The sequence below is a fragment of the Aeromicrobium sp. Root495 genome, from assembly GCF_001426755.1.
GTDB lineage: Bacteria > Actinomycetota > Actinomycetes > Propionibacteriales > Nocardioidaceae > Aeromicrobium.
Genome location: NZ_LMFJ01000001.1, coordinates 1,249,980 through 1,273,687, shown reverse-complemented (window position 1 = coordinate 1,273,687; position 23,708 = coordinate 1,249,980). Strand labels below are relative to the sequence as shown.

Sequence of the window (23,708 nt, the reverse complement as noted above, 5' to 3'; positions counted from 1 at the left end):
TCAGGCCGACTCGATGCGCTCGGTGGTGGTGAGCAGCCGGCGCACCTGCACCGCGTAGAGGACGCCGCCCCACCAGTACAGGCCCACGCCCCACACCGCGAACGCCCAGCCGAAGACGTCGGCGAGGTCGGCGATCGTGCCCTCTCCGTCGCCCAGGAGCAGCAGGGGGAAGGCGTAGAGCAGGCCGGCGGTGGCCGCCTTGCCGAGGAAGTGGACCGGCAGCGAGCTGTAGCCACGCGTGCGCAGGAAGGGCACGAGGCTGAAGAGGAAGACGTCGCGCAGCGGCAGGATCACGGCGAGCCACCACGGGATGATCTCGCGCAGGCCGAGGCCGATGACGACGGCCAGGATGAACAGACGGTCGGCGACCGGGTCGAGGATCGCGCCCACCTTGGACGTCTGGTTCAGCGAACGGGCGAGCTTGCCGTCGAGGTAGTCCGTGACGCCGGAGATGACGAGGACCAGCAGCGCGAGCTCGTCCTCCTCGGGCCCCAGCACGAGCCACAGGAAGACCGGGACGAGCAGGACGCGGACGACGCTCAGCACGTTGGGGACCGTGACGATCCTGTCCTCCACCACGTCAGTCCTCTCCCGCGGCCCCGCGAGTGCGGCCGGTGCAACCGTCAGCCTAGGACATCGACCGGATCCGACCGGGCACCGGCACGGCGGGCCGGGCGTCGGTCGCGCGGGGCACGGTGACCGGGGAATGGGACCGGTGTTGCATCCGTTGACGGTACTGACAGACTGACGAGGTCGACCTGACTGAAGAGACTGCATCCCAGGAGGACGCATGGCTGAGTACTCGCTTCCCGAGCTTTCCTACGACTACGGTGCGCTCGACCCGCACATCTCCGGCAAGATCATGGAGCTGCACCACAGCAAGCACCACCAGAACTACGTCGGTGGCCTGAACACCGCCCTGGAGAAGCTCGAGGAGGCGCGCGCCACCGACAACTACGGTGCGATCGCCGGCATCGAGAAGAACCTGTCGTTCAACCTCGGTGGTCACATCAACCACTCGATCTTCTGGAAGAACCTCTCCCCGGACGGCGGCGACAAGCCGGTCGGCGAGCTCGCTGCGGCGATCGACGAGAACTTCGGTTCCTTCGACAAGTTCCGGGCACAGTTCGAGCAGGTCGCCCTCACCATCCAGGGCTCCGGCTGGGCCATCCTCGCGTGGGACAGCCTGGGACAGAAGCTCCTCGTCGTGCAGCTGTACGACCAGCAGGCCAACATCCCGCCGACGCTGATCCCCATCGCCCAGCTCGACATGTGGGAGCACGCCTTCTACCTCGACTACCTCAACGTCAAGGGTGACTACGTCAAGGCGTGGTGGAACATCGTCAACTGGGCCGACGCTCAGGAGCGCTTCGCCGCTGCCACCACCGGCGGACAGATCATCTTCTGATCCTGCTCCATCCACGACCCAGCCCCCGGCCATCGGCCGGGGGCTTCGTCGTTCCCACCCCTGCGGTCAGGCGTCGGGGTCGCGCCGCTTGCCGTGGGTGGCCAGCTCCTGCAGTCGGGCGTTGTAGGCCTCGAGAGCGGCGCCGTCGTCGCGGTCGGCCTGCCGGTCGATCCGACGGGCCTCCCGCTGGTCGCTGCGGATCCACTGGACGAGCAGGGCGATCATGACGACCAGGAGCGGGATCTCACCGAGGGCCCACGCGATGCTGCCGCCCAGGTACTGGTCGTCCAGGAGGTTCGTCGAGTACGGGCGGTTGATGGTGGTCCAGTAGTCGCTCGCGAAGACCCGGTTGGAGGACATGATCGAGATCGCGAAGAACGCATGGAACGGCAGCGTCACCAGCAGCAGGCCGAACCGGGCGATGGGCGGGAGCGCGCGCGGCGCCGGGTCCACGCCGATGATGACGTAGTAGAAGAGCGTTCCCACGAGCAGGAAGTGCAGCTCCATGGCGCCGTGCCCCCAGTGGCTCGACATCAAGAACTCGAACGCCGGCGAGAAGTACAGGCCGTAGAGGGAGCCGACGAACAGGAGCGGCCCCACGAGCGGGAACGTCATGAACCGGGCGAAGCGGGAGTGCAGGAAGGCCGTCAGCATGGCGCGCGGGGAGCGCTCCCCCGGCTGACGCGGCCCGGGCAGGGTGCGGAGCGCGAGGGTCATGGGCGCACCCAGCACGAGGAAGATGGGCGCGACCATCGAGAGCATCATGTGGGAGACCATGTGGGCGCTGAACATGACGTGGGAGTAGACGCCCAGGCCGCCACACGTGGCCCACGCGACGATGAGCATCCCCACGACCCAGGAGATCGTTCGTCCGACCGGCCAGGTCACGCCGCGGCGCCGCAAGGTCCAGAGGCCGCGGAGGTAGAGCGCCGTGCCCAGCACGACGACGGCCAGGCCGACACCCGTGGGCGACCAGCCCCACAGCAGGCGGAGCACCGTGGGGGCGGGCGGCAGCGGCCCGCCGAGGAGGTCCTCGGCCGGCGTGTCGAGGACGTCGCCCACCGGCGTGGGCGTGCGACCGAGCGCCACCGAGAGCCCGATGACCCCGACCATCAGGAGCAGCTCCAGCATGGCCGCGCGGCCGAAGCCGGATCCGCCCCGCTGGAGGCGTCGGCGCTGGACCTGGCCGAAGCCACCGAGCGCGACCAGCGCGGCCAGCTTGACCAGGACGATGCGGCCGTAGTCGGAGCCGAAGAGCTCGGACCACGATCCGAGACGGACCACTGCGTTGACGACGCCCGAGGCGCCGACCAGGACGTAGGCCCACAGCGCGAGGTGGGAGAAACGGACGAAGGCCGGCTCGAAGCGCTTGCTGCCGCGCCAGGCCACCCAGCCGAGCGCGCCGAGACCGCCCACCCAGAGGCTCACGCCCACGAGGTGCAGGGTGAGGCTGACACCGGCCAGGTCGTGCGAGCCGCCTGACGCCGAGTGCCCGGAGAACGTGAGCGGCAGGAGGGCCGCACACACGATCCCGAGCCACATCACGACGACCTGCACCGACAGCGTCCAGCGCAGGAGGACGAAGGCCGTCAGCCCCAGGACGACGTGGAGCAGCAGGGCCTGGCCCAGCCCGGTGTCGAGGAGGAGCTGCCACAGCAGGGCACCGCTGAGGTCGCTCAGCGGGCGCCCGAAGATGGAGGACGCCGTGAAGACGTAGAGACCCAGGGCGCTGACCGCCCACACGAGGGCGGCCCACGAGCCGAGCCGCACCGCATCGACCGACAGGCCCTCGAGTGCCTTGCCCCGGTTGGGGAGCAGGAAGGCCGCGGCCAACAGGCAGCCGATGAGCGTGACGAGCGACGTGTCGAGCAGCAGGCGGGAGAGCGGGAGCGCCCAGCCCACGAAGGCGCCGGCGTCGGGGATGCCCTCCGGCACGGGCTCGGGGGCTCCGCCGCCGAGCACCAGGCCGAACGCCATGGCGGAGGCCGAGACGAGGAAGCTGCCCAGCAGGAGGCGGACGGCCTGCGAGCCGGAGACGGGTCGATCGGTGACGGTCATGCCTTGGGCCTGCGCACGAGAGGAGCCAGGATGAGGGCGAGTCCCACGACCGCAGCGATCGCGGCCCACACGAAGTGGGAGCGGTGCCGGTGGACGAACGTGGCCTCGTCGGACTTCTCGGTCTGGGAGGCGGTGACGGTCTTGCCGGTCGTGGAGGTGAACGTGGTCTCGCCCGCGATGGGGTGCCCGTCGGCTGAGACGACGCGGTAGGCCAGCGTGTAGCGACCCTTCTGGGCCTCGCCCTCCAGTGGCGCGGTGACCGTGGCGTCGAGGCTGCTCGCCTTCTCCGAGACCCGGGTGCCGTCGGGCGCGGTCACCACGATCGCCGGCTGGCCGACCGGCTCGTTGAACGTGAGGGTGATCTCCTGCGGCAGCGCCTCGAGCGTCGAGCCGTCCGCCGGGTCGGTGCTCACGAGGGCGGCGTGGGCCGCCGCCGGTCCTGCTGCGCCCACCAGGAGGCAGGGCAGCAGGACGGCGACGACGCCGAGGACGGCCAGGACTTTACGCACGTCGTCGATTCTCTCGCACGGCAAAAGCCAGCGAGACGACGGCGACCACGACCGCGACCGCGGCCGTGATGCGGGCGGTCTTGTCGGAGCTGTCGAACGCGTACGACACGCCCGACGTGTCCTTGTCGTCCGCACCGGACGCGCCACCGTGGTGGTCCTCGCTCGCCGCCGCGAGTGCGAGCACCGGGGCCGGGTGCTCGGGCTCCTCGTCGCCGGTCTGCTTCTCGTCCCAGTCCACGACCTCCCCGTCGGAGTACGTCTGGCGCGCGGCGAACGACACCGACTCGACATCGGGCAGCGGCCCCGCGGACACGGCGAACTCGTCGAACTCGCCGGGTGCGATGCCGTCGCCCGTGGCGGTCCACGTGACCTTGGAGACGGCCTCGCTGATGGTCGCGTACTCGGTCTTGACGGGCTTCGGGAGCTTGCTCTTGGTGATCTTGACCTTCCAGCCGGGCTTCACCTGGGTGGAGACGAAGGCGAACGGCTGCTCGCGCGGCAGGTCGATCTCGACCTTGGTGGTGCTGGCGGTGTCGGGCTCGGTGGGCACGCGGAAGACGACCTTCCCGAAGCCCTCACGGGCGGCGTCGGGCGACGACACCGAGACGTGGGCCTGGGCAGCGGTGGGGATGAGCAGCAGGGCGCCTGCCACGGAGGCAGCGCCGAGCCGCACGGAGGTGCGGTTCATGGGTGTGGCTTTCTGTGGGGTGAAGAGGAAGAGGGCGGTCAGACCGCTGCGGGCGGTGCCCGCTCCCCCACCACGAGCACCCGGATCCGGGACGGCTCCACCAGCCGACGGCCGGTGGCGGGGACGGCCCACAGTGCGGGCGTCCCGACGCGAGGCACCGACCAGTGCGACACCACACGGTCGGCGAGCGCGAGAAGTGCCCGCTCGCCCCACGTGAGCACGGCGAGGCTCACCGCCGTGCCGACGGCGTGGCCCACCAGCATCGTCCCGCCTGCCGACGGATCGGCCGACGAGCACGCCAGGTGGACGGCGGCCTGGGCCAGGACGAGGAGTCCGAGCAGCCGGCCCGTCCCGAGCCTCTCGCCGGCCAGGGACCAGCAGAGCGGCACGAGCGCGGCGTAGAGAGCCACGACGACGGCACCGTCGGCCTGGCCGCCGCTCCCGAGGTGGGCGCCCGCGGCTGCGATGGTGACGACGGCCGCGGCTCCGAGGGCACGAGCCGCCCGGAGACCGGCCACGGGGGGCGCCCAGGGCGCCACGCTCGTCCGGTCCGTCACGGCACCGAGCCTATCCTGGCTCCGTTACGGTGGAGGAATGGCCACCACACCCCGTGCACAGTCGTACATCGAGCTCGACGAGCGCTGGGGAGCGCACAACTACCACCCGCTCCCCGTCGTGATCTCCGAGGCCGAGGGCGCCTGGGTGACCGACGTCGAGGGCAACCGCTACCTCGACTTCCTGTCGGGCTACTCCGCGCTGAACTTCGGGCACCGCCATCCCGACCTCGTCGCCGCCGCCCACGAGCAGATCGATCGCCTCACGCTCACGTCGCGCGCGTTCCACAACGACCAGTTCGGTGCGTTCTGCGCTGAGCTGGCCGACCTCACCGGCACCGAGACCGTCCTCACCATGAACACCGGCGCCGAGGCCGTGGAGTCCGCCATCAAGGTGGCGCGCAAGTGGGCCTACGAGGTCAAGGGCGTCGCGTTCGACAGCGCCGAGATCATCGTCGCCACCAACAACTTCCACGGTCGGACCACCACGATCGTCTCCTTCTCCGACGACCCCGCGGCCCACGACAACTACGGGCCGTTCACGCCCGGCTTCGTCACCGTGCCGTACGGCGACGCCCAGGCCGTGCGCGACGCCATCGGCCCCAATACCGCCGCCGTCCTGATGGAGCCCATCCAGGGCGAGGCCGGCGTCATCGTCCCGCCGGCCGGCTTCTGGTCCGACGTCCGCGCCGCGTGCGACGAGAACGACGTGCTGCTCATCTCCGACGAGATCCAGTCGGGGCTCGCGCGCACGGGCAGGCTGTTCGCGCTGGACCACGAGGACGTCCGGGCCGACCTCTACACCCTGGGCAAGGCGCTCGGCGGCGGCATCATCCCGGTGTCGGCCGTCGTGGGACGTTCCGACGTGCTCGGCGTCCTCAAGCCCGGCCAGCACGGATCGACGTTCGGCGGCTATCCCGTGGCCTGCGCCGTGGGCCGCGCCGTCGTGGGCCTGCTCGCCACGGGCGAGTTCCAGGAGCGTTCGGAGAAGCTGGGAGCCCACCTGCACGAGCGCCTGCAGGCCCTCGTCGGCCAGGGCGTCGCCGAGGTGCGTGGGCGCGGCCTGTGGGCCGGCGTCGACATCGACCCGCTGGCCAAGACCGGACGCGAGGTCTCCATGGCGCTGCGGGACCAGGGCGTCCTGTGCAAGGAGACGCACGAGCGCACACTGCGCATCGCGCCTCCGCTCGTGATCACGGAGTCCGAGATCGACCACGCCGTCGACGCGCTGGCCATCGCCCTGAAGGCATGAGCGAGGCGCTCGCCCTCGACGGCGTGACCTTCGTCCGGGGCGGGCGCACCCTCCTCGACGACGTCACGTTCCACGTCGGCCGGGGCGAGCAGTGGGCCCTGCTGGGCCCCAACGGTGCGGGCAAGAGCACGCTCCTGTCCATCTGCTCGGCCACCACGTTCCCGAGTCGCGGCACGGCCTCGGTGCTCGGGAGCCGCATGGGGACGGTGGACCTCCGCGAGCTGCGCCGCTCGATCGGGGTCGTGGACCCGCGCCACCCGCTGCGCTCCAACCTCGGTGTGCTCGACATCGTGCTCACCGGCATCACCGGCACCGTCGAGCGCGTCCCGCGCTGGCAGCCCACCGACGAGCAGCTGGAGCGGGCGCACCACCTCGTCAAGACGCTCGGAATCGACGGTCCGGAGGATCCGCGCTGGCTCACGATGTCGCAGGGCGAGCGCGGTCGGGCACTCATCGCCCGAGCCCTCATGACCGATCCGCCCCTCCTGCTCCTCGACGAGCCCAGCACGGGGCTCGACGTCGCGGCGCGCGAACAGATGATCCGGACGCTCGACGAGCTGCCCGTCACGGTGCCGGGCATCACGACCGTGGTCGTGACGCACCACTTCGAGGAGCTCCCGCGGGGCACCACCCACGCCGCACTGCTGCGGAACGGTCGCCTCGTCGCGGCGGGGGCCGTCGACGACGTGCTCACGTCGGAGCACGTGAGCGCCTGCTTCGACCACGGCATCAGGGTGGAGCGCGACGACCGCGGGCGCTGGCGGGCTACCGCTTGACCTGAGCTGCCCACTTGTCGGTCCAGCGCGGCGGGGAGGCGAGGACCTCGAGCAACCGGTCGAGGTCGCCGTCGATCGCGACGATGTCGCGCTGGCTCTCCTTCACGAACCCGGCCTCGATCATCGAGTCGAGCATCTGGCGCATCGGCTGCCAGAACCCGAGCACGTCGAGGAAGCCCGACCGCTTGTCGTGGATCGTGAGCTGGGCCCACGTCCACTGCTCGGCGATCTCCTCGAGCGTGCCGGCGCCGCCGGGCAGGGCGAGGAAGGCATCGGAGTGATCGGCCATGACGGCCTTGCGCTCGTGCATCGTCTCGACGACGTGCAGGTCGGTGACCCCGGTGTGGGTCAGCTCGCGGTCGTGCAGCGACCGCGGGATGACGCCGACGACGCGACCGCCGGCCGCCAGGGCCGCGTCGGCGACGGTGCCCATGAGGCCCACGTGTCCGCCGCCGTAGACGACGTCGATGCCGCGCTCGGCCAGGGTGCGCCCGGTGAGCGCGGCCGCCGCGGCGTAGGCCGGGTCGTTCCCGAGGCTCGAGCCGCAGAACACGGCGACGGCACCCAGCGTCATCCGGCCACCACGCGCAGCCGGCGCACGCCGCCGGGCTCGGCGATCTCGACGAGTGCTCCGGGCGAGAGCTGGCGCCCGCGCCGGGTCTCCACCTCGCCGTCCACGCTCACGTCGCCCTCGGCGACGAGGGCCCCTGCCTCGGCACCCGAGTCCGACACACCGCTGAACTTGAGCAGCTGGCCCAGACGGATCATGTCTCCGCTGATGGGGATGTCCTCGATCTGACCGGTCATGGGTCCATGGTCTCAGGCACCGTAGGCTCGACGTCGTGGAGTCCGTGCGCGTCGACGTCTGGGTGTGGTCGGTGCGTCTCTATGCCTCGCGCTCGGCCGCGTCGACGGCCTGCAAGGGTGGCCAGGTGCACGTGAACGGCAAGCGGGCCAAGGCCTCGCAGGCTGTGCACGTGGGCGACAAGGTCGAGGCCACCACGCCCGGAGGCCCACGCGTCGTGATCGTGAAGGGTCTGCTGTCCAAGCGCGTGGGTGCAGCCCCGGCCCGCGAGGCCTACGAGGACCACTCGCCGCCCCCGCCGCCGCGGGAGATCCGGCTCTCCATGCCGCAGCGCGACCGTGGCGCCGGGCGCCCGACCAAGCGGGAACGACGCAAGCTCGAGCAGCTCAGAGGACGCGACGGCTGAGCAGGAGCGGCAGCAGCACGTCCTTGCTGAGCGGCGCCAGGCTCACGTTCCCTGGATGCGCGGGGTCGATCCGACGCATCTCGGCGATCTCGGCTGCGGCGACGGGCATCTCGTCCATGAGCTGTGCCGACCAGACGTCGGCGCTCAGGCGGTGACCCGGCTCGTTGGCGGCGTCGGACTCGAAGCGTCCGAGCGCCTCGAACCGCTCGGGAGCCAGGTCGAGGCCCAGCTCCTCCCGCAGCTCTCGGCGCAGGGCCTCGAGCAGGTCCTCACCCGGCTCGGGCTTGCCACCTGGCTGCATGAACGGCTGCGTGCCGTGCTTGCGGACCATGACCGCCAGACCGTCCGCGTCGGTGAGGAGCGCCGCGACGACCTGGATCACGAACCGGCCAGCAGGTCGACCGCACCACCCACGGCGGACGGGCGCCCCGCGACGTACCAGCGGTAGCCGTCGACCTCCACCGACGTGGCCGAGCCGCCGACGCCGAGCAGCAGCGCACAGCCCGGCAGCCAGTCCCACGCCGGCGTGGAGTGCTGGTACCAGAGCCCGAGCCGGCCGAGAGCGACGTCGACCATCTCCATGGAGCCGGAACCGAAGGTGCGGAGCGTGGCCGGACCGGTGGCAGCGCGGAGCCAGGGCGTGCGGACGGCATCCTCGCCGACCCACCCAGGATGCAGGTAGGTGGCGGCGCCGACCTGGCCGAGCTCGCGGTCCTCGAGGCGTGGCAGGACCTCTCCGTTGCTCGTCGTCGGCAGGTCCGGCCCACCGACGAGGACGCGCTGGTCCGCGTGGTGCGCGACGGCACCCAGGACCACGTCCTCGCCGTCCTGGAGGGCGAGCGCCGAGCACCAGTGGTGCAACCGATGAGCGAAGTTGTAGGTCCCGTCGACCGGGTCGATGACCCACCGTCGGCCGGAGCGGCCCTCCTCGGCCGTGCCCTCCTCGCCGAGCAGCCCGTCGTCGGGGCGCTCGCGCTGGAGGGTCTCCACGACGAAGGCCTCGGCGGCCTTGTCGGCGTCGGTCACGAGGTCGGACACCGAGGTCTTGCGGCTCACGTCGAGCCCTTCGTCGCGCATGCGCGCGGCGAGGGCGGCTGCCTCGGTGACGAGATGGGCTGCGAGTGCGGCGTCGTCCACGATCCTCAGGCTAGCCTGCGCCCATGGACGTCCTGCACGTAGCCGTGGCCGCCTTCGCCGCGCTGCTCCCGATCACCAACCCGTTCGGCGCGCTGGCGGCCTTCGCCGGTCTCACCGGCTCTCTTCCCGCCGAGCAGGTGCGCCGCCAGGCCGTGCTCACCGGGATCTACGTGGCCGCCATCCTCGGGGTCTTCGCGCTGCTCGGCTCGCTCGTGCTCGAGGCGTTCGGCATCAGCCTGCCGGCCCTGCAGATCGCCGGCGGACTCGTGGTCGCGCACTCCGGCTTCGGCATGATCGTCCCGCGCGAGAACTTCAGCGAGGCCGAGAAGGCCCACGCCGCGACCAAGGCGGACGTCTCCTTCTCCCCCATGGCGCTGCCGCTCGTGGCCGGGCCAGGCGCCATCGGCGTCGTGATCGCCCTGGGTGCTCGTTACCCGGGGATCGAGTCGCGGCTCGCCGTTGTCGTGGCGGCCGTGGCCCTCGGGCTCGTCGTGGCGGTGCTGCTGCGCTTCGCGACGCCGTGGGTCGAGAAGCTGGGGGCGACGGGGATCGGCGCCCTCACGCGGATCATGGGGTTCCTGATCCTGGCCATCGGCGTGGAGCTCGTGACGCACGGCGTCCTCGCCGTGACACGCTGACCTCAGGCGCCCGAGGCCGCCAGCCCGTCGCGGATCTTGGCCAGCAGGCCCCTCAGGGTGACGAGGTCGTCGAGGTCGATGCCGAGCGAGCCGATCATGAGCTGGGCCATGCGCGGGGCGAGCGAACGCATGGCGTCGCCCTCGGCGGTGAGCGTGACGATCGTCGAGCGCTCGTCGGCGGGGTTGCGGTGACGCGTGACCAGACCGCGGGCGTCGAGGCGCTTCACGAGCGGCGAGATGGTCCCGTAGTCGAGGTTCACCCGGCCCGACAGCGCCTTCATGGACTGCTCGTCCTCCTCCCACAGCGCGAGGAGCACGAGGAACTGCGGGTACGTCATCCCCACCTCGTCGAGCAACGGCCGGTAGACACCGATCACCTGGCGCGACGTCGCGTACAGGTCGAAGCACAGCAGGTCAGACAACGTGAGCTCGCGGGCTGTGTCCGAGGTCGGCGTGGTGGCCATGTCCCTCACGATACATCGCCCACGATGTTTCATCCAGGAAAAGCGTTCCCACCGCTGCCGGGGCGGGCCAGACTGACTCAGCGCTGCTGGTTCTAGACCCTGACGCCTGCCGCAGCCATCGTCTCGACGGCGGCGGCGCTGGACTCCGCAGCCACACCGGCGTGCAGCCCGTCGAGCAGGCGCACCGAGAAGCCAGCACCCCGGGCGTCCAGCGCCGTGGCGCACACGCAGTAGTCGGTGGCGATGCCGCACACGTCGACCTGGTCGATCTCCCGAGCACCGAGGAAGTCGGCAAGGCTCTCACCGTCGGGGCCGAAGCCCTCGAACCCCGAGTAGGACGGCATTCCGTCGCCCTTGCGGAAGACCGCCTCGATGCGGCTCGTCTCGAGGTGGGTCGAGAAGTCGGCACCCTCGGTCCCCTGCACGCAGTGCACGGGCCACGTGGTCGTGAAGTTCGGCTCGGCGTCGAGCGCGAAGTGTCCTCCGTTGTCGCCCTCGGCCTGGTGCCAGTCCTTCGTGGCGACGATCGCGGCGTAGTCGTCGTGATGCTCGTCGATCCAGTCCGAGATCCTGGCGGCGACGGCATGACCTCCCTCCACGGCCAGCGACCCGCCCTCGCAGAAGTCGTTCTGGACGTCGACGACGACGAGTGCGCGCTTCGTGTTGCTCATGCGTCCAGGCTAGACGGACGTGTCGGCCGCGCAACGAGCCCGAGCGAGCACTACGGTCGGACGCATGGACGACCAGGGACGCAAGCCGTCGCAACGCTTCCGGCCGGGTTTCTGGCGTCAGTACGGGATGCTGCTGGGTCTCGCCCTGGCCAGCTGGGCACTCCTGCTCCTCCTGGACCAGGTGATCGACTCCGAGTCCGGCGAGCTCGTCCTGGTCTTCGTCCGCCTCGCGGTGACCATCGCCTTCGTGATCCTGTTCTTCCGCTTCATCCGCCGTGAGCGCGACCGGAACGACCGCGCCGAGCTCTGAGGGCTGAGCCGTCGAGCTCCGCGTGGGAATCACTGCCGGAGACGCAGAGAGCCGGGACGCTCTCGGCGTGAGAACGTCCCGGCTCTGCAGTGATTCCATCGGTCGGGCTGACAGGATTTGAACCTGCGACCCCCTGACCCCCAGTCAGGTGCGCTACCAAGCTGCGCTACAGCCCGATGAACCTCGGTAACTCTATCCCACGAGGTGCTCCGCCCCGCACCGGGCCGGTCCCACGCAGCGATGTGTGCCGCTGTCGTCGTCATGAGGGCCGTTTGACCGCGGAAAGGTCACAAATCGGGGTGGGCGCGGGGGGAGCGGCGGTAGGCCGAGACGGTCGGGTCCCCCGTGACCCAGAAGCGCCAGGGGACGTCGGCGGCCTTGGAGACGCCCACGCGAGGACCGGCCGTGATCGGCGGTGGCGTGGCGGGCTCGGGGCCGAGGCGGACCGCCGAACCCTCCTGCAGCAGCGGGGTGCCGAGGTCGGCGCCGGTGATGCCCAGCGCCTGCGCCAGGTTGCCGGGGCCGCGGGCCAGGCGGACGTCGGGGACTCCCCCGCGACGCTCGCGAGCCACGTCGAGCCCGTCGACCACCTCGCCTGCCCGCACGAGCACCGCCGCGGCCTGCTCCGTCGGGCCCGTCACGATGTTGGCGCACCAGTGCATGCCGTACGAGCGGTAGACGTAGAGGCGCCACGGCGGGCCGTACATGATCTCCGAGCGCGCGGTGCGCGTGAAGGCGTGGGAAGCCGGGTCGAGCACTCCCCCGTACGCCTCCACCTCGGTGATGCGGACGGTGACGTCGTGACCGTGCAGGTGCCGACCGAGCAGCGAGCGCGCCCGGACGACGACGTCGGGCTGCTCAGACGTCAACGGGTGAGGCGGGAGCGGAGCTCGCCGAGCTGCTCGCTCACGCGGGCCTGGGCGGTGCCGCCGCGACCGTTGCGCGACGCGATGGATCCGCCGACTGACAGGACCGAGCGCACGTCGGGCGTGAGGTGCGGGGAGATGGCGGCGAAGTCGTCGTCGCTCAGGTCCCACAGCTCGATGCCGCGCTGCTCGCACGCCTGGACGCACGCGCCGGAGAGCTCGTGCGCGATGCGGAACGGGACACCCTGCTTCACGAGCCACTCGGCGATGTCGGTGGCGAGGGCGAACCCCTGCGGCGCCAGCTCGGCGAGCCGCTCGGTGTGGAACGTCAGCGTGGCGACCATGCCGGTGAAGGCGGGCAGCAGGACCTCGAGGGTGTCGACGGAGTCGAAGACCGGCTCCTTGTCCTCCTGGAGGTCGCGGTTGTACGCCAGGGGCAGCGCCTTGAGGGTGGCCAGCAGACCGGTGAGGTTGCCGATCAGGCGGCCCGACTTGCCGCGCGCGAGCTCGGCGATGTCGGGGTTCTTCTTCTGCGGCATGATGCTGGAGCCCGTGGAGTAGCCGTCGTGCAGCGTGACGAAGCCGAACTCCTTGGTGTTCCAGAGGATGATCTCCTCCGCGAGACGCGAGACGTCGATGCCGATCTGCGCGGTCACGTACGCGAACTCGGCCACGAAGTCGCGGGCGGCCGTCCCGTCGATGGAGTTGGGCGTGGAGCCGGTGAAGCCGAGGTCGGCGGCGACCTTCTCCGGGTCGAGGCCGAGCGAGGATCCCGCGAGGGCGCCCGAGCCGTACGGAGAGTCCGCAGCGACCCGCTCGTCCCACTGGGCGAGGCGGTCGAGGTCGCGCACGAGCGGCCAGGCATGAGCCAGCAAATGGTGCGAGAGAAGAACCGGCTGGGCATGCTGCAGGTGCGTGCGGCCCGGCATGGGCACGCCGATGTGCTGCTCGGCCTGGGCTGCGAGGGACTCGACGAGCTCGCGGACGAGCTGGGCCACCTGGCGACCGTGGTCCCGCAGGTAGAGCCGGAAGAGGGTCGCCACCTGGTCGTTGCGCGAGCGTCCGGCGCGCAGCCGGCCGCCGAGCTCGGCTCCGAGGCGCTCCACCAGTCCGCGCTCGAGCGCGGTGTGGACGTCCTCGTCGTCGGGCTGCGCGGCGAAGGAGCCGTTCTCGACGTCCACCTCGAGCTCGTCGATCCCGGCGATCATGGCGATGAGGTCGTCGTCGCTCAGCAGGCCGGCGGCGTTGAGGACCCTGGCGTGGGCACGCGACCCCGCGAGGTCGTAGGGGGCGAGCCGCCAGTCGAAGTGCGTGGAGCGGCTGAGCTCGGTGAGCTCCGGGGACGGCCCGCTGCCGAAGCGACCGCCCCAGAGCCGGGTGGTCTCGTCAGGCGTGGAAGTCACAGGGTCTCCTTCGTGGATGCGGCCAGGCGCCGGAAGCGCTCGGCCACGACGGGGCCACCGTCGGCCTCGCGGCAGATCAGCATGACGGTGTCGTCACCGGCGATGGACCCGAGGACGTCGGCCGTCCCCACGTGATCCACCGCAGAGGCAAGGTACTGGGCGGCGCCGGGCGGTGTGCGCAGCACCACCAGGTTGGCCGAGCCCTCGGCCGAGACGAGGAGCTCGCGCGAGAGGCGGGCGAGCCGGGCCTGGGCGGTGGCCGAGTCGGTGGCGGGACGCGGCGTGCGGTCGCCACCCTCAGCGGGAACGGCGTACACGAGCCCGCCGTCGGGATGGCGGACGCGCACGGCCTCGAGCTCGACGAGGTCGCGCGACAGCGTGGACGGCGTGGCGTGCACGCCCTGCACCTCGAGCAGCTCGGCGAGGTCGGCCTGCGACCGCACCGCGTGGCGGCTCAGCAGCTCGATGATCCGCTGGTGCCGCGACGCCTTGGTGTCGGTGACGGTGCTGCGCTGACGCTCGGTCATCGCGAGCGCTCCAGGAGCCACACGAGGAGGGCCTTCTGTGCGTGGAGGCGGTTCTCGGCCTCGTCCCAGACGACGCTGCGGGGTCCGTCGATGACGTCCGCCGCGATCTCCAGGTCTCGATAGGCGGGCAGGCAGTGCATCACGATGGCCTCGTCGTCCGCGAGGTCGACCATGTCCTGGGTGATGGAGTAGGCGCCGAAGATCTCGAGCCGAGCGGCCTTCTGCTCCTCCTGGCCCATGGAGATCCAGGTGTCGGTGATGAGGACGTCGGCGCCGGTCGCGGCCTCGACCGGATCGGTGGTCACCAGGACCGAGCCGCCCGTGCCGGCCGCGATCTTCTCGGCGTCGGCGACGATGTCGGCCCGAGGCTCGTAGCCCTCCGGAGCCGCGACGCGCACGTTCATCCCGGCCGTCGCTCCGCCCACGAGGTACGAGTGCGCCATGTTGTTGGCACCGTCGCCCAGGTAGGCCACGGTGAGCCCGGCGAGAGCCCCCTTGTGCTCCGCGACCGTCTGCCAGTCGGCCAGGATCTGGCACGGGTGGAAGTCGTCGCTCAGCGCGTTCACGACCGGGACACCGGCGTGGGCGGCCATCTCGTCGAGCCCGGCCTGGCTGTAGGTGCGCCAGACGATGGCGTTCGTCATGCGACCCAGCACGCGCGCGGTGTCGGCGATGGGCTCACCGCGGCCGACCTGCGTGCCGCCGGCGTCGAGGATGACGGCGTGCCCGCCGAGGTCGGCCACACCGACCGCGAAGGACACCCGGGTACGCGTGGAGGCCTTGTCGAAGAGCACCGTGACGCTCTGCGGACCGGCCAGCGTCTGACGGGAGTAAGGCGCGGCCTTGAGCTCGGCCGCGAGGGCCAGCACCTCGGCCTGCTCCGCGGGCGACAGGTCGTCGTCCCGCAGGAAGTGCCGGACGCTCGTCATGACAGCACCTCGGAGATGATCGCCGCCAGGGTGGCGACGGCCTGCGCGGACTCGTCCTCGGTGAGGATGAGCGGAGGGGCGAGCCGCAGCCGGTCCGGGGTGGGCGCGTTGACGATCAGTCCGGCGTCGAGCGCAGCGGCCTGGACCTCCGCGGCGCGCGGCTCCGCCAGCACGACGCCGCGGAGCAGTCCGCGACCGGTGACGGCGACGACCTGCTGGTGACGCTCGAGGCCTGCGGCGAGCTGGTCTCCCCTGGCCACGACGTGGTCGAGGAGCTTCTCGGACTCGATGGTCTCGATGACGGCGAGCGCGGCCGCGGTGGCCACGGGGTTGCCACCGAACGTCGTGCCGTGGTTGCCGGGCTGGAGCAGCGTGGCGGCGTCGCCGATGCCGATGCAGGCACCGATGGGGATGCCCCCGCCGAGCCCCTTGGCGAGGGTCACGAGGTCGGGCGTGATGCCCGATGCCTGGAAGCCGAACCAGTCCCCCGTGCGTCCGACACCCGTCTGGACCTCGTCGATCCAGAGCAGCGCGCCGTGCTCCGTGGTGAGGCTTCGCGCGGCCTGCAGGTAGCCCTCGGGCGCGTCGACCACCCCGGCCTCGCCTTGGATGGGCTCCAGCACGACGGCTGCGACGGTCTCGTCGACGGCAGCGGTGAGCGCCTCGACGTCGCCGTACGGCACCCACCGGACGTGTCCGGGCAGCGGCTCGAACGGCTCTCGGTAGGCGGCCTTGGACGTGAGCGACAGCGCGCCCATCGTGCGGCCGTGGAAGCTGCCCTCGGCCACGACGACCGTGGTGCGACCGGTGCGGCGGGTCGCCTTGAGCGCGGCCTCGTTCGCCTCGGAGCCGGAGTTGGAGAAGAAGGTCCGCACCTCGTGCTCGGGAGCGACGAGCTCGGCCAGCTTCTCGGCGAGCCGCACCTGGGGCTCCGACGTGAAGAAGTTGGAGATGTGACCCAGGGAGCCGAGCTGCGTGGTGACCGCCTCGACGATCGCGGGGTGGGCATGGCCCAGCGCGTTCACAGCGATGCCGGCGAGCAGGTCGAGGTAGTGGTTGCCGTCGACGTCCCAGACCGTGGAGCCCTCGCCGCGCACCAGCACCCGCTGGGGGTCGCCGAAGGTGTTCATGAGAGCACCGCGGTACCGCTCGGTCCACTCCTGACCGCTGGTCTTGCGACCCTGCGCCGCGAACGGGAGCTGCGACCTCTGCTGCTCGCTCATGACCCCTCCTTCGAGACGCTCGTGGAGTAGAGGGCGCTGCGGATCCGGGTGGTCGCACCGGGCACCACCTGCGTGCCCACGCCCTCGTCGGTGAAGATCTCGAGCAGCACCGAGTGCGGCTCACGTCCGTCGACGACGGTCGCGCGGGCGACGCCGCCCTCCACCGCCTTGAGGCAGGCAGTCATCTTGGGGATCATGCCGCTGGCGAGACCGGGGATGAGCTCGGCGAGCGACTCCGGACTGATCTCGCCGATCACGTCGTCACTCTCGGGCCAGCTGGCGTAGAGGCCCTCCACGTCGGTGAGGACGAGCAGCTTCTCGGCCTTGAGCGCGACGGCGAGCGCGGCCGCCGCGGTGTCGGCGTTGACGTTGTGCACCTGCCCCGTGCTGTCCGGGGCCACGGTCGAGACGACCGGGATGCGCCCGGCCTCGATGAGGTCGAGCACCGCCTCGGGGCGCACGCCGACGACCTCGCCGACGAGCCCGACGTCGGTGGGCACGCCGTCGATGACGGGCATGGTCTTCTCGGCGGTGAACAGCCCGCCGTCCTCACCGGAGAGGCCGACCGCGAGGTCGCCGTGCCGGTTGAGCAGGCCCACGAGCTCACGCCCCACCTGGCCCATGAGCACCATGCGCACGACCTCCATGGCCTCCGGCGTGGTGACGCGCAGCCCGCCACGGAACTCGGACTCGATGCCGAGGCGGTCCAGCATGGAGCTGATCTGCGGGCCCCCGCCGTGCACGACCACGGGCTTGAAGCCGGCCAGCCGCAGGAACACGATGTCCTCGGCGAACGCCTTCTTGAGCGACTCGTCGGTCATGGCGTTGCCGCCGTACTTCACCACGACGACCTTGCCGTGGTACTTCTTCAGCCACGGCAGGGCCCCGGCGAGGGTGTGCGCCTTGTCGGTGGCGCGCTTCCAGTCGTCGGGGTTCCACTCGTCGTTCACGTCGGTGGTCTCGGGTGTCTCGCTCATGTCGAGTAGGCGGAGTTCTCGTGGACGTACGCCTGCGTGAGGTCGTTCGTCCAGATCGTCGCCGCCTCCTTTCCTGCCTTGAGGTCGATGGTCACGGTGACGGACCGCTGCTCGAGGTCGACGAGCGTCGGGTCCTCCGCCGGCGTGCTGCGGCGGCAGACCCACACGCCGTTGAGCGCGACGTCGAGGTCGGCCGGGTCGAACGCGGCCTGGGTGGTGCCGATGGACGCCAGCACACGGCCCCAGTTGGGGTCCTTGCCGTAGATGGCGCACTTGAAGAGGTTGCTGCGGGCCACCGAGCGGCCCACCTCGAGCGCGTCGGCCTCCGTGGCGGCGTTCACCGTCTCGATGGCGATCTCGTGATCGGCGCCCTCGGCGTCGGCGAGGAGCTGCAGCGCGAGGTCGCGGCACAGCTCGGTGAGCGTGTCCGCGAACTCGTCGAGGTCGGGCGAGACGCCGCTCGCGCCGCTCGCCATGAGCAGCACCGTGTCGTTGGTGGACTGGCAGCCGTCAGAGTCGAGGCGGTCGAACGACTGCGCGGTGGCGCGCCGCAGGGCCTCGTCGAGCAGGTCGGACGGAAGGACGGCGTCGGTCGTGATGACGACGAGCATCGTGGCCAGCGCCGGTGCGAGCATGCCCGCGCCCTTGGCCATGCCACCGACCGTCCAACCGCCCTCGGGCGAGGAGCCGGAGCGGACGGCCTGCTTGCTCACCGTGTCGGTGGTCATGATCGCCGTCGCGGCCGCCTCTCCCCCGTCGGCCTGCAGCTCGCCCGCGGCGGCACGCACGCCGTCGAGGATCGTGTCGCGGTCGTTCATCAGTCCGATGAGGCCGGTGGAGCAGACCTGGACGTCGATGGGACCGATGCCGAGCAGCTGTGCCGTGAGCTCAGCCGTCTCGTGGACGGTCTGGAAGCCCTCGGGTCCCGTGTAGCAGTTGGCCCCGCCGGAGTTCAGCACGACGGCGCGCGCCGCACCGGTCTTGATGGCCTGCTCGCTCCACAGCACCGGGTTGGCCTTGCACCGGTTGCTCGTGAAGACCGCCGCCGCCGAGGCGGAGGGTCCGTCGTTGACGACGAGGGCGAGGTCGGGCGTGCCGCTGGCCTTGAGCCCGGCGGTGACGCCTGCGGCCCGGAAGCCCTGGGCTGCGGTGACGGTCATGGTGCGACTCCATCGGTGGGGAGACCCGTGGTCTCAGGAAGCCCGAGGGCGATGTTCATGGACTGGACGGCGCCACCGGCCGTGCCCTTGACGAGGTTGTCGATCGCGCTGACGGCCACGAGCCGGCCGACCGCTGCGTCGACGGTCACCTGCACGTGCGCCGTGTTGGACCCGAGCGTGGCTGCGGTGGTGGGCCACTGGCCCTCGGGAAGGAGCCGGACGAACGGCTCCTGTCCGTAGGCGGCCTCGTAGACCTCGCGGACCCGGGCGGCGTCGACGCCCGGCCTGAGCCGTGCCGTGGAGGTGGCGAGGATGCCGCGGGCCATGGGCACGAGGGTGGGGGTGAACGAGATGGTCACCTCGTCGGCACCGGCCTTGCGCAGGTTCTGGCCGATCTCCGGGACGTGCCGGTGGGACCCGCCGACGGCGTACGGTACGGCGCTGCCGAGCGCCTCCGAGGCGAGCAGGTGCGGCTTGGCCGCCTTGCCGGCGCCGGAGTACCCGTTGGCGAGCACCGCCACGAGGTCGGTCGTCTCGATGATCCCGGCCTCGACGGCGGGCTGGAGCCCGAGCGTCACGGCGGTGACGTTGCAGCCCGGCACCGCGATGCGGCGGACGCCCTCGAGCTGGTCGCGCTGCCTGGCGCCGTCGACGACGAGCTCCGGCAGGCCGTAGGGCCACGTCCCGGCGTGCTCCGTCCCGTAGAAGGCGACCCAGTCCTCGGCGCTCTCGAGCCGGTGGTCGGCACCGCAGTCGATGACGACGACGTCGTCGCCGAGCGCCGCCGCGACCTTGCCGGACTCCCCGTGCGGCAGACCGAGGAAGACGATGTCGTGGCCGCCGAGCGTGGAGGCGTCGGTGGGCTCGATGATGCGGTCGGCGAGGCCCACCAGGTGCGGCTGGTGCTCGCCGAGACGCGAGCCCGCGCTCGACGCCGCGGTGACCGCGCCGATCTGGATGTTCGGGTGGTTGCTGAGCAGGCGCAGCACCTCGCCGCCGGCGTACCCGCTGGCGCCGGCCACCGCTGCTGTGAAGGTCGTCATGATCAGTCGGTCCCAGTCTCCATGGCGGCGGCGTCGAGGGCCACCTCGTCCTCGCTGCGCGCCGACGGGTTGGCCTCGATGCGGGTGGCACCGCCGGCCGGGAGCTCGCCGAAGAGCGTCCCGTTCTCGACGAGGACCTGGCCCTGGTCGAGCGGCTGGGCCGCGTACATCTCGAGCTTGGCCCGCGAGTCCGCGATGTCGAGGTTGCGCATCGTGAGCTGGCCGATGCGGTCGGTGGGTCCGAACACGGCGTTGTCGGTGCGCTCCATCGACAGCTTGTCGGGGTGGTAGGAGAAGTTCTCGCCCTGCGTGTCGAGGATCGAGTAGTCCTCGCCCCGACGCAGCCGCAGCGTGACGCTGCCGGTGACGAGCGAGGCGATCCAGCGCTCCACCGACTCCCGCAGCATCATGGACTGCGGGTCGAGCCAGCGGCCCTCGTACATGAGCCGCCCGAGTCTGCGCCCGTGGGCGTGGAAGTTGGCGATCGTGTCCTCGTTGTGGATCGCGTTGACGAGCCGCTCGTAGGCGATGTGCAGCAGCGCCATCGCCGGGGCCTCGTAGATGCCGCGGCTCTTGGCCTCGATGATCCGGTTCTCGATCTGGTCCGACATCCCGAGCCCGTGCCGACCGCCGATGGTGTTGGCCTCGTGGACCAGCGCCACCGCGTCGCCCTCGAAGGTGTTGCCGTCGATGGCCACGGGGCGACCGGCCTCGAACGTGATGGTCACGTCCTCGGTGTCGATGTCGACCGACGGGTCCCAGAACTTGACGCCCATGATGGGCTCCACGGTCTCGAGGGAGACGTCGAGGTGCTCGAGCGTCTTGGCCTCGTGCGTGGCCCCCCAGATGTTGGCGTCGGTCGAGTAGGCCTTCTCCTGGCTGTCCCGGTAGGGCAGTCCTCGCGCCGTGAGCCACTGGCTCATCTCGGTGCGGCCGCCCAGCTCGGACACGAAGTCGGCGTCGAGCCACGGCTTGTAGATCCGCAGCTCGGGGTTGGCGAGCAGCCCGTAGCGGTAGAAGCGCTCGATGTCGTTGCCCTTGAACGTGGAACCGTCGCCCCAGATGTCGACGCCGTCCTCGTGCATGGCTCGCACGAGCAGCGTGCCCGTGACGGCGCGGCCCAGCGGCGTGGTGTTGAAGTAGGTCCGGCCGCCGGAACGGATGTGGAACGCTCCGCACGCGAGGGCGGCGAGCCCCTCCTCCACGAGCGGCTTCTTGATGTCGATGGCTCGGGCCAGCTCGGCGCCGTACTCCATCGCGCGCCCCGGGATGCCGGAGATGTCGGGCTCGTCGTACTGGCCGATGTCGGCGGTGTACGTGCAGGGCACGGCGCCCTTGTCGCGCATCCAGGCAACGGCCACGGAGGTGTCGAGACCTCCGGAGAAGGCGATGCCGACGCGCTCGCCGACGGGAAGGGACGTGAGGACCTTGGACATGCACACATTCTTGCACACCACTGCAAGTTCTTGCATTCAGGGTCAGGTGGCCCACGGGGCCGCGTGGGAGCCCTAGGGTGAGCGGCATGCATCGCCTCGTGCTGCGCAGCATCGCCGTCATCGCGGCCATCATCGTGATCGTCGCCCCCGTGGCCGGCTCCATCATCGACGAGGAAGCCGTCACGAGCGACCCGGTGCGGATCACGGACCACTCGGCTCGCTACACGGTCCAGAAGGACGGGACGCTCGTCGCCCGTGAGGAGATCACGGCGGTCTTCCCGTCGGGGCGCCACGGCATCTTCCGCTTCTGGGACGTCACCGACGCCGACGACCTCCACGTGCGCTACCTCCCCGAGGACATCGCCGTGAGGCTCGACGGCCAGAAGGAGCCCTTCGACCTGTCGTGGAAGAACGCGCGTCGCTTCCGCGTGGCCAAGATCGGCGACGCCGACCGCTTCGTCACGCCCGGGGAGCACACCTACACGATCGACTACCGCGTCGAGGGCGCCTTGTCCCCCGTCCGCGAGCGCACCGGGAACAGCTGGGGCACGAAGACCGACGACGCCTCGGTGTTCGCCTGGCGCGTCGTCGCTCCGGGGTGGCAGATGACGATCGACCGCAGCGAGGAGACCGTGGTCCTGCCCACGGCGCCGGCGTCGGTCACCTGCGTCGTGGCCGACGGGAACCCGTGCGAGGTCAGCACCGAGGGCCAGCAGGTCACGCTCACCACCGGCGCGCTCCGCCCGCCTGACACGGGCGTGACCGCGCGGGTCGGCCTCGACGTGCCTGCCCCGGACCAGGTGCGGCTCCCCTGGTCCGCAGCCTGGGACACCTCCCTGGGTCGCTCCGTCCCCCTGCTGCTGCTCAGCATCGTGCTGGGTCTCGTCGGTCTCGTCGTGGGCTACCTGTGGGACCGTCGCGCCCGCGAGGACGAGCCCGGCGCCCCGGTCATGTTCGAGCCGCCGGCCGGTCTCGGACCGGCGCAGACGGTCTACGTGGCCTCGGAGTCCGCGCCCGACCGCGCCCTGAGCGCCACGATCCTGCACCTCGCCGAGAAGAAGCTGGTGACCCTCGAGCGCGACGGCTCCGACTGGACCATCACGGGTCTGGCCGACGCCGCCGGCTGGGACCAGGCCGACTCGGTCTCCCGGTCGGTGGGCGAGGCCCTCGGCGTCACCACCCAGGGCTCTTCGTTCTCGGCCGACGGCTCCGTCTCGTCGGGCCAGGTCCTCCAGTCGGTCAAGCAGTCCATCCCCGGCACGCTGGCCGAGTGGGGCCAGTCCTCCGAGACGGTCGTCACCGCCGGCAACGAGCGCCTGGGGCAGGTGCTCGTGGGGGTGGCGGTCGCGGTCGTGGGCGTCATGATCTTCGTGCTGCAGGTGCCGGCCACGGCGTACACGCTGCCCTTCCTCGGGTTCTTCGTGGGCGGCGCGGGCCTGTGGTCCACCGGCGTGGGGACACGGCGCACGGCGGCCGGGCGTCAGGTCTGGTCGCACGCGGCAGGATTCCGGCGGCTCCTCACCACCGACTCCGCCGAGACGCGGTTCGACTTCAGCAGCCGCAAGGAGCTCTACACCGCCTTCATCCCCTACGCCGTCGCGTTCGACGCCGCCGACGCGTGGGCCCGCAAGTACGAGCAGTCCACGGGCACCTCGGCCCCGCTCCCCCTCTGGTACGGCGGGGGCGCCGGCGTCGGTGCGTCCTCGTTCAACGACGCCATCTCGAGCTTCGAGTCATCCGTCTCGAGCTCCATCTCCGCCTACGCCGCCACCCAGTCGTCCTCCAGCAGTGGGGGCGGCGGGGGTGGCGGCGGAGGCGGCGGGGGCGGTGGCGGCGGCTCCTGGTGAGCCTCGCCCCCTGCCCCGGTCCTCACGCACCACCCATCCTCTGAAGGAGCCCTCATGGTCATCGCCATCGTCGTGGTCGTCATCGTCGTCGCCCTCGTGCTGTTCGGCGTCGTCGCGTTCAACAAGCTGCGCAAGGCCGACATCGGCGCGCAGGAGGCGCTCGGCGGCATCGACGTCCAGCTCACGCGCCGCGCCGACCTCATCCCCAACCTCGTGAACACCGTGAAGGGCTACGCCGAGCACGAGAAGGGTGTCTTCGAGGAGGTCACGGCAGCCCGTGCGGGCGTCACCGCCGCGGCCAAGGACGGCTCGGTGCCCGAGAAGGCCGCAGCCGACGCCCGCCTCGACAAGGCACTCGTCGACGTCCTCGCCGTCGCGGAGGCCTACCCCGACCTCAAGGCCTCGGCCAACTTCCAGCAGCTCCAGGCCGAGCTGAGCGACACCGAGAACAAGATCAGCTTCGCTCGCCAGTTCTACAACGACGCGGTCGCCACCCTCAACGGCCTGGTCCAGACCATCCCGTGGATGTTCTTCACGGGCATCGCAGGCGTGTCCAAGCGCGAGTTCTACGAGGCTCCCGCGGGCCAGGAGACCCCTCCCGCCGTCCAGTTCTGAGCCGAC

At 71.1% G+C, this 23,708-nt stretch carries 28 protein-coding genes and 1 tRNA gene; 8 read left to right on the top strand and 21 right to left on the bottom strand.

Going from position 1 to position 23,708, the window contains the following annotated elements; genetic code table 11:
- Positions 1–579 carry a CDP-alcohol phosphatidyltransferase family protein gene (locus tag ASD11_RS06465; RefSeq protein ID WP_056284790.1) on the bottom strand — a complete coding sequence of 193 codons (579 nt, stop codon included), beginning with the start codon at positions 577–579 and terminating at the stop codon, positions 1–3.
- A gap of 211 nt (positions 580–790) precedes the next feature.
- Here ASD11_RS06465 and ASD11_RS06460 point away from each other — a divergent pair, with 211 nt between their 5' ends.
- Positions 791–1,408, top strand: a complete 618-nt coding sequence (locus ASD11_RS06460; protein WP_056284786.1) for a superoxide dismutase — start codon at positions 791–793, stop codon at positions 1,406–1,408.
- 66 nt (positions 1,409–1,474) lie between these two features.
- Here the strand turns inward: ASD11_RS06460 and ASD11_RS06455 are convergent, their stop codons facing one another.
- From ASD11_RS06455 to ASD11_RS06440, 4 genes are read right to left on the bottom strand one after another with little or no spacing between them, the layout of a single operon-like run.
- Positions 1,475–3,466: a cytochrome c oxidase assembly protein gene (locus ASD11_RS06455; RefSeq protein ID WP_056284783.1), complete on the bottom strand. Its 1,992-nt coding sequence runs from the start codon at positions 3,464–3,466 to the stop codon at positions 1,475–1,477.
- Positions 3,463–3,975 (bottom strand): copper resistance CopC family protein, encoded by a 513-nt coding sequence (locus ASD11_RS06450; protein ID WP_056284780.1) that lies wholly within the window; start codon positions 3,973–3,975, stop codon positions 3,463–3,465. The genes ASD11_RS06455 and ASD11_RS06450 overlap by 4 nt, the downstream gene beginning before the upstream one ends.
- Complete coding sequence (locus ASD11_RS06445) at positions 3,968–4,663, bottom strand: YcnI family copper-binding membrane protein (protein ID WP_056284777.1); 696 nt, start codon at positions 4,661–4,663, stop codon at positions 3,968–3,970. The genes ASD11_RS06450 and ASD11_RS06445 overlap by 8 nt, the downstream gene beginning before the upstream one ends.
- Before the next feature lie 38 nt (positions 4,664–4,701).
- Positions 4,702–5,220, bottom strand: coding sequence for a hypothetical protein (locus ASD11_RS06440; RefSeq protein WP_056284774.1), 519 nt, complete (start codon positions 5,218–5,220; stop codon positions 4,702–4,704).
- 37 nt (positions 5,221–5,257) lie between these two features.
- Here ASD11_RS06440 and rocD point away from each other — a divergent pair, with 37 nt between their 5' ends.
- Together rocD and ASD11_RS06430 are read left to right on the top strand one after the other, a co-directional pair.
- A complete protein-coding gene (gene rocD, locus ASD11_RS06435; protein WP_056284771.1) occupies positions 5,258–6,469 on the top strand; it encodes an ornithine--oxo-acid transaminase in 1,212 nt (403 codons plus the stop codon).
- A complete protein-coding gene (locus tag ASD11_RS06430) occupies positions 6,466–7,245 on the top strand; it encodes an ABC transporter ATP-binding protein (protein WP_056284768.1) in 780 nt (259 codons plus the stop codon). Before rocD ends, ASD11_RS06430 begins: the two co-directional genes overlap by 4 nt.
- On the opposite strand, the gene ASD11_RS06425 is transcribed toward ASD11_RS06430, so the two are convergent.
- Both ASD11_RS06425 and ASD11_RS06420 read right to left on the bottom strand, forming a co-directional pair.
- Positions 7,235–7,819, bottom strand: a complete 585-nt coding sequence (locus tag ASD11_RS06425) for a TIGR00730 family Rossman fold protein (protein ID WP_056284766.1) — start codon at positions 7,817–7,819, stop codon at positions 7,235–7,237. The genes ASD11_RS06430 and ASD11_RS06425 overlap by 11 nt on opposite strands.
- Complete coding sequence (locus tag ASD11_RS06420; protein WP_056284763.1) at positions 7,816–8,052, bottom strand: RNA-binding S4 domain-containing protein; 237 nt, start codon at positions 8,050–8,052, stop codon at positions 7,816–7,818. The genes ASD11_RS06425 and ASD11_RS06420 overlap by 4 nt, the downstream gene beginning before the upstream one ends.
- 35 nt (positions 8,053–8,087) lie before the next feature.
- On the opposite strand from ASD11_RS06420, the gene ASD11_RS06415 reads away from it, so the two are divergent.
- Positions 8,088–8,456: an RNA-binding S4 domain-containing protein gene (locus ASD11_RS06415; protein WP_056284761.1), complete on the top strand. Its 369-nt coding sequence runs from the start codon at positions 8,088–8,090 to the stop codon at positions 8,454–8,456.
- Here ASD11_RS06415 and ASD11_RS06410 read toward each other — a convergent pair.
- Positions 8,437–8,838 (bottom strand): NUDIX hydrolase, encoded by a 402-nt coding sequence (locus tag ASD11_RS06410; protein WP_056284760.1) that lies wholly within the window; start codon positions 8,836–8,838, stop codon positions 8,437–8,439. The genes ASD11_RS06415 and ASD11_RS06410 overlap by 20 nt on opposite strands.
- Positions 8,835–9,593: an inositol monophosphatase family protein gene (locus tag ASD11_RS06405; protein ID WP_156464615.1), complete on the bottom strand. Its 759-nt coding sequence runs from the start codon at positions 9,591–9,593 to the stop codon at positions 8,835–8,837. The genes ASD11_RS06410 and ASD11_RS06405 overlap by 4 nt, the downstream gene beginning before the upstream one ends.
- A gap of 23 nt (positions 9,594–9,616) precedes the next feature.
- Between ASD11_RS06405 and ASD11_RS06400 the strand changes: the two genes are divergently transcribed.
- Positions 9,617–10,231 (top strand): MarC family protein, encoded by a 615-nt coding sequence (locus ASD11_RS06400; RefSeq protein ID WP_056284756.1) that lies wholly within the window; start codon positions 9,617–9,619, stop codon positions 10,229–10,231.
- Positions 10,232–10,233: 2 nt separating this feature from the next.
- On the opposite strand, the gene ASD11_RS06395 is transcribed toward ASD11_RS06400, so the two are convergent.
- Complete coding sequence (locus tag ASD11_RS06395; protein ID WP_056284754.1) at positions 10,234–10,695, bottom strand: MarR family winged helix-turn-helix transcriptional regulator; 462 nt, start codon at positions 10,693–10,695, stop codon at positions 10,234–10,236.
- Positions 10,696–10,787: 92 nt separating this feature from the next.
- A complete protein-coding gene (locus ASD11_RS06390; protein ID WP_056284752.1) occupies positions 10,788–11,366 on the bottom strand; it encodes an isochorismatase family protein in 579 nt (192 codons plus the stop codon).
- A 64-nt stretch (positions 11,367–11,430) separates the two neighbouring features.
- Between ASD11_RS06390 and ASD11_RS06385 the strand changes: the two genes are divergently transcribed.
- Entirely contained in the window at positions 11,431–11,676 is a 246-nt protein-coding gene (locus ASD11_RS06385) for a hypothetical protein (protein WP_056284749.1), read from the top strand.
- A 102-nt stretch (positions 11,677–11,778) separates the two neighbouring features.
- On the opposite strand, the gene ASD11_RS06380 is transcribed toward ASD11_RS06385, so the two are convergent.
- The 10 genes from ASD11_RS06380 to argG all read right to left on the bottom strand — a co-directional run bounded on the left by ASD11_RS06380 (position 11,779) and on the right by argG (position 21,240).
- Positions 11,779–11,852 (bottom strand) — tRNA-Pro (locus tag ASD11_RS06380).
- A gap of 111 nt (positions 11,853–11,963) precedes the next feature.
- Positions 11,964–12,545 carry a DNA-3-methyladenine glycosylase gene (locus ASD11_RS06375; protein WP_056284747.1) on the bottom strand — a complete coding sequence of 194 codons (582 nt, stop codon included), beginning with the start codon at positions 12,543–12,545 and terminating at the stop codon, positions 11,964–11,966.
- Complete coding sequence (argH, locus tag ASD11_RS06370; RefSeq protein WP_056284744.1) at positions 12,542–13,945, bottom strand: argininosuccinate lyase; 1,404 nt, start codon at positions 13,943–13,945, stop codon at positions 12,542–12,544. Before argH ends, ASD11_RS06375 begins: the two co-directional genes overlap by 4 nt.
- Positions 13,942–14,472: an arginine repressor gene (locus ASD11_RS06365; protein ID WP_056284742.1), complete on the bottom strand. Its 531-nt coding sequence runs from the start codon at positions 14,470–14,472 to the stop codon at positions 13,942–13,944. Before ASD11_RS06365 ends, argH begins: the two co-directional genes overlap by 4 nt.
- Positions 14,469–15,401: an ornithine carbamoyltransferase gene (gene argF / locus ASD11_RS06360; RefSeq protein ID WP_056284739.1), complete on the bottom strand. Its 933-nt coding sequence runs from the start codon at positions 15,399–15,401 to the stop codon at positions 14,469–14,471. The genes ASD11_RS06365 and argF overlap by 4 nt, the downstream gene beginning before the upstream one ends.
- A complete protein-coding gene (locus tag ASD11_RS06355; protein ID WP_056284737.1) occupies positions 15,398–16,624 on the bottom strand; it encodes an acetylornithine transaminase in 1,227 nt (408 codons plus the stop codon). Before ASD11_RS06355 ends, argF begins: the two co-directional genes overlap by 4 nt.
- On the bottom strand, positions 16,621–17,601 hold the full coding sequence (gene argB / locus ASD11_RS06350) for an acetylglutamate kinase (RefSeq protein WP_082554199.1): 981 nt from the start codon (positions 17,599–17,601) through the stop codon (positions 16,621–16,623). The genes ASD11_RS06355 and argB overlap by 4 nt, the downstream gene beginning before the upstream one ends.
- Positions 17,598–18,761 carry a bifunctional glutamate N-acetyltransferase/amino-acid acetyltransferase ArgJ gene (argJ, locus tag ASD11_RS06345; protein WP_056284735.1) on the bottom strand — a complete coding sequence of 388 codons (1,164 nt, stop codon included), beginning with the start codon at positions 18,759–18,761 and terminating at the stop codon, positions 17,598–17,600. The genes argB and argJ overlap by 4 nt, the downstream gene beginning before the upstream one ends.
- Positions 18,758–19,804 carry an N-acetyl-gamma-glutamyl-phosphate reductase gene (gene argC, locus ASD11_RS06340; RefSeq protein ID WP_056284732.1) on the bottom strand — a complete coding sequence of 349 codons (1,047 nt, stop codon included), beginning with the start codon at positions 19,802–19,804 and terminating at the stop codon, positions 18,758–18,760. Before argC ends, argJ begins: the two co-directional genes overlap by 4 nt.
- 2 nt (positions 19,805–19,806) lie before the next feature.
- On the bottom strand, positions 19,807–21,240 hold the full coding sequence (argG, locus tag ASD11_RS06335) for an argininosuccinate synthase (protein ID WP_056284729.1): 1,434 nt from the start codon (positions 21,238–21,240) through the stop codon (positions 19,807–19,809).
- An 86-nt stretch (positions 21,241–21,326) separates the two neighbouring features.
- On the opposite strand from argG, the gene ASD11_RS06330 reads away from it, so the two are divergent.
- Positions 21,327–23,087 (top strand): DUF2207 domain-containing protein, encoded by a 1,761-nt coding sequence (locus ASD11_RS06330; RefSeq protein WP_082554405.1) that lies wholly within the window; start codon positions 21,327–21,329, stop codon positions 23,085–23,087.
- 54 nt (positions 23,088–23,141) lie between these two features.
- A complete protein-coding gene (locus tag ASD11_RS06325; RefSeq protein WP_056284721.1) occupies positions 23,142–23,702 on the top strand; it encodes a LemA family protein in 561 nt (186 codons plus the stop codon).
- Positions 23,703–23,708 lie beyond the last annotated feature (6 nt).